This is a genomic window from Aquamicrobium aerolatum DSM 21857, from assembly GCF_900113935.1.
In the GTDB taxonomy this organism is placed as follows: Bacteria; Pseudomonadota; Alphaproteobacteria; order Rhizobiales; family Rhizobiaceae; genus Aerobium; species Aerobium aerolatum.
This window is the reverse complement of record NZ_FORF01000045.1, coordinates 1-3,033: the sequence shown is the minus strand read 5'-3', so window position 1 is coordinate 3,033 and position 3,033 is coordinate 1. Positions and strand designations below refer to the sequence as shown.

Genomic DNA, 3,033 nt, shown 5'->3' with positions numbered 1-3,033 from the left:
CACCGAGAAGCCGCAGCATAAAATGACAACCCTGATGGACCAGAGCCTCCGTTAGCTCAAAGTGTCAATTGTCCCAAAATCCCTGACGACGGACAAGGCGCCGAGCCTATCCATCCAGCCGTCTGGGAGGTGGCGCTCTCCGACGGGACCGTAGTGGCGATCGTCCCCGACGAGGACAGCGCCGTCGCCGTCGATCCGCAGGAGCGCGCCATGAAGGTCTACATGCTGACCGAGATTGCCCGCCTGATCGAGGCGATGCCGACCGTCATGGCGATCAAGGACAAATGGCCCGGTGCAAAGGTCGTGCCCACCCGCACGATTACCGCGGACAACTACTGGTGGGAGCATGGCGATGAACTGCCGTTTTGACCAACTCCGCAGCCGCGATGGCAGCAATCCGATCTGGACGCCGAAGCTAGTCGAGGAGCGGCTCGCCGAAGCTGCTGCTGTGCTTCAACGATTGCCTGAGCCGTGTCGACAGGGATATTTCAACACCTGGCCTCAGCACAGCTACGAGTTTGCTGATCTCGTCGGTCAGGAGCCACGGCAAACATCATTGCCACCGCCTTCGCCGGCTGCCATTTCTCGCATGGAAGAAACACTAACCTGGACGTTTGATCTCGAACCGATCGACGGCAAGATTGTCTGGATGCGTGCGCACAACACACCATGGAAGGCGATCTGCTGGAAGGTCGGCCTTCAACGCTCCGCAGCCAACGAACGCTGGCTCTACGGGCTGTGTGTCATGGCGTTAAAATTAAACCGTCAGCCGGTGCCGACAAAACGTTCACGGCGCTATGTTATCGAGCGGGTGCGAGATTATGCACACACCCGTTCCGATAGTATCAAGACAACGTCCTGTTAACCATCTTGCCTCATCTTGAAGTTGTCGAGTAGTTCCTCGTTCGACCCAATACGGCGGCGCATGTCCATTATCCAATCCTTGCGCCGCCGTTTCTTCTACGCACTATCAGCCCCTGAAACGAGCAACGCGTGAGCGAACGTACCGCAAGCGGGGCGAACCTAACCGCGCGTGGAACGGGCATGCTCAGCAGGCGGACGCTTTGCTAAACTTTGAATTAAAGTCGATCATATGTATTTGCGATCTGTTCAGCGTCGGTGCCGCATAGTTTCCCAGGGGCGATGGAGAAAACATGCAAAGCGACCATGCGGCTGCCCGCATCCATCTCGAACGAGCCCTCGAACAACTGCAGGGTGACGACAAAGTTAGCGTCCAAGCCCGCCAAGCGTTGGATCTGTTGATTGAGGCGGTTGTGGTTGCGCAGCACCGCCGAAAGCCGGCCAAAGTTGTATGGTTCCCGACAAGCAGAACCGCCAGACGTTAATGTTCGCTGTATATGCAGCTGCGTAGCTGAGCGAAGTATGTCCGCCGGACATATCATCAGCGGACAGAACCGGCTTGTTTGAGGTAGATTCTGGATATGCTCGGGAGATTAGCGCCCACGACGGAGATGATCCATCGCGGGCGTTGTCGTTTCCTGCACCATCACCACCGTCATCATCGAGATCAGCACCATGCCTGTCCGCCCGCCGATCCATCGCCCGGTTGGCCGGCGCGAAAAGCGGGAGCGTGACCAGGACTATGCTCGCCAGCGCGATCCGGTGTCGCGTGCGCTCTACCGCTCGAAGCGCTGGCGAACGGAACGCGCCGCCTTCCTGCACGATCATCCGCTGTGCGTGGAATGCGAGCGCCATGATCTGATCAGACCGGCCAGCGTCGTCGACCACGTCGATCCGCACGATGGCAACGAAACGGTGTTCTGGGATCGCAGCCGCTGGCAGGCGCTGTGCGCATCGTGCCACGGCAGGAAAACAGCCAGCAGCGATGGTGGTTTCGGCAATGCGCGGCGCTACTCGCAGGCCCCCAGGGAGTCTAAATCTCTAACGATTTCAATGACATGACCGCGCGCCACCAAAAACATATGCGTGGCCAAAATGGAGCATGGGGGGTGCATGACTAAGATGTTGATTTCATTGGATACAGAAAATGGCGATCGCTGAAATGGTGACCATCGACGCTATCGGCACCGAGCGCCAGCTCACCGTCGAATATCGCCGGCTCGATGACCTGGTGCCCTATGCGCGCAATGCCCGCACGCATTCGGAAGCACAGGTCGCCGAGATTGCCGGGTCGATCCGCGAGTTCGGCTTTACCAACCCGGTGCTGATTGCCGAGGATGGCACCTTGATTGCCGGCCATGGTCGCGTGCTTGCCGCGCGCAAGCTCGGCATGGAGACTGTACCAGCGATCATGCTGACCGGTCTTTCGGAAACGCAACGCCGGGCACTGGTTCTCGCCGACAACCGCATCGCCATGAATGCCGGCTGGGATGAAGACCTTCTGGGATTGGAATTGTCGGACCTGCAGGAGGCCGGCTTTGATCTTGGCCTCACCGGCTTTGACGATGATGAATTGCAGGATCTGCTTTACGGCAATCGCGATGAACAGGTCGGTCTGACCGAGGATGACGCCATTCCGGAGGTGCCGGCAACACCGGTGACCCGACGCGGTGATCTCTGGTTGCTTGGCGATCATCAGTTGCTCTGCGGTGACAGTACCGATCCGGATGATGTGACGCGCTTGATGAACGGCGAACGCGCAGCACTGTTTGCCACCGACCCACCCTATCTTGTCGATTATGACGGCACCAATCATCCGACGAAAAAGAACGCATCAAAGCGGGCGAAGAAAACCGCCAACAAGGATTGGTCAGAAGACTACATCGAGCAGCCGCACTGGGATGATTCCAGCCAGGGGCCAGAATTTTATGAGGCCTTCTGCCGGGTGGCGATCGAGCATGCCATCCAGGAGAATGTCGCCTGGTATTGCTGGCATGCCTCGCGTCGCCAGCGCATGCTGGAAAATGTCTGGGACAAGTTTGATGTCCTGCATCACCAGCAGATCATCTGGGCCAAATCCCGCCCGGTGCTGACCCGCTCGGTGATGCTATGGGCGCATGAGCCCTGCATGTTCGGCTGGGTTCGCGGCAAGAAGCCTCGCATCAATCGCGA

The 3,033-nt window shown here is 58.4% G+C and carries 5 protein-coding genes; 4 read left to right on the top strand and 1 reads right to left on the bottom strand.

Annotated elements, in window-relative coordinates; genetic code table 11:
• Nucleotides 1-153: 153 nt before the first annotated feature.
• Entirely contained in the window at nt 154-369 is a 216-nt protein-coding gene (locus tag BMZ42_RS17660; RefSeq protein ID WP_091525196.1) for a hypothetical protein, read from the top strand.
• Nucleotides 353-865, top strand: a complete 513-nt coding sequence (locus BMZ42_RS17655) for a DUF6362 family protein (protein WP_091525193.1) — start codon at nt 353-355, stop codon at nt 863-865. Before BMZ42_RS17660 ends, BMZ42_RS17655 begins: the two co-directional genes overlap by 17 nt.
• Nucleotides 866-1,079: 214 nt before the next feature.
• Here the strand turns inward: BMZ42_RS17655 and BMZ42_RS18465 are convergent, their stop codons facing one another.
• Nucleotides 1,080-1,289 carry a hypothetical protein gene (locus tag BMZ42_RS18465; protein ID WP_175556787.1) on the bottom strand — a complete coding sequence of 70 codons (210 nt, stop codon included), beginning with the start codon at nt 1,287-1,289 and terminating at the stop codon, nt 1,080-1,082.
• A gap of 247 nt (nt 1,290-1,536) precedes the next feature.
• Between BMZ42_RS18465 and BMZ42_RS17645 the strand changes: the two genes are divergently transcribed.
• Complete coding sequence (locus tag BMZ42_RS17645) at nt 1,537-1,923, top strand: HNH endonuclease (protein ID WP_091525189.1); 387 nt, start codon at nt 1,537-1,539, stop codon at nt 1,921-1,923.
• An 85-nt stretch (nt 1,924-2,008) separates the two neighbouring features.
• Nucleotides 2,009-3,033: ParB N-terminal domain-containing protein (locus BMZ42_RS17640; RefSeq protein WP_210185249.1), on the top strand; the 1,025-nt coding region annotated here is incomplete at its 3' end.

What these genes read in the sequence shown, in the direction of transcription:
- BMZ42_RS17655 (WP_091525193.1), top strand. Translation starts at nt 353, where the DNA reads ATGAACTGCCGTTTTGACCAACTCCGCAGCCGCGATGGCAGCAATCCG.
- BMZ42_RS17645 (WP_091525189.1), top strand. Translation starts at nt 1,537, where the DNA reads ATGCCTGTCCGCCCGCCGATCCATCGCCCGGTTGGCCGGCGCGAAAAG.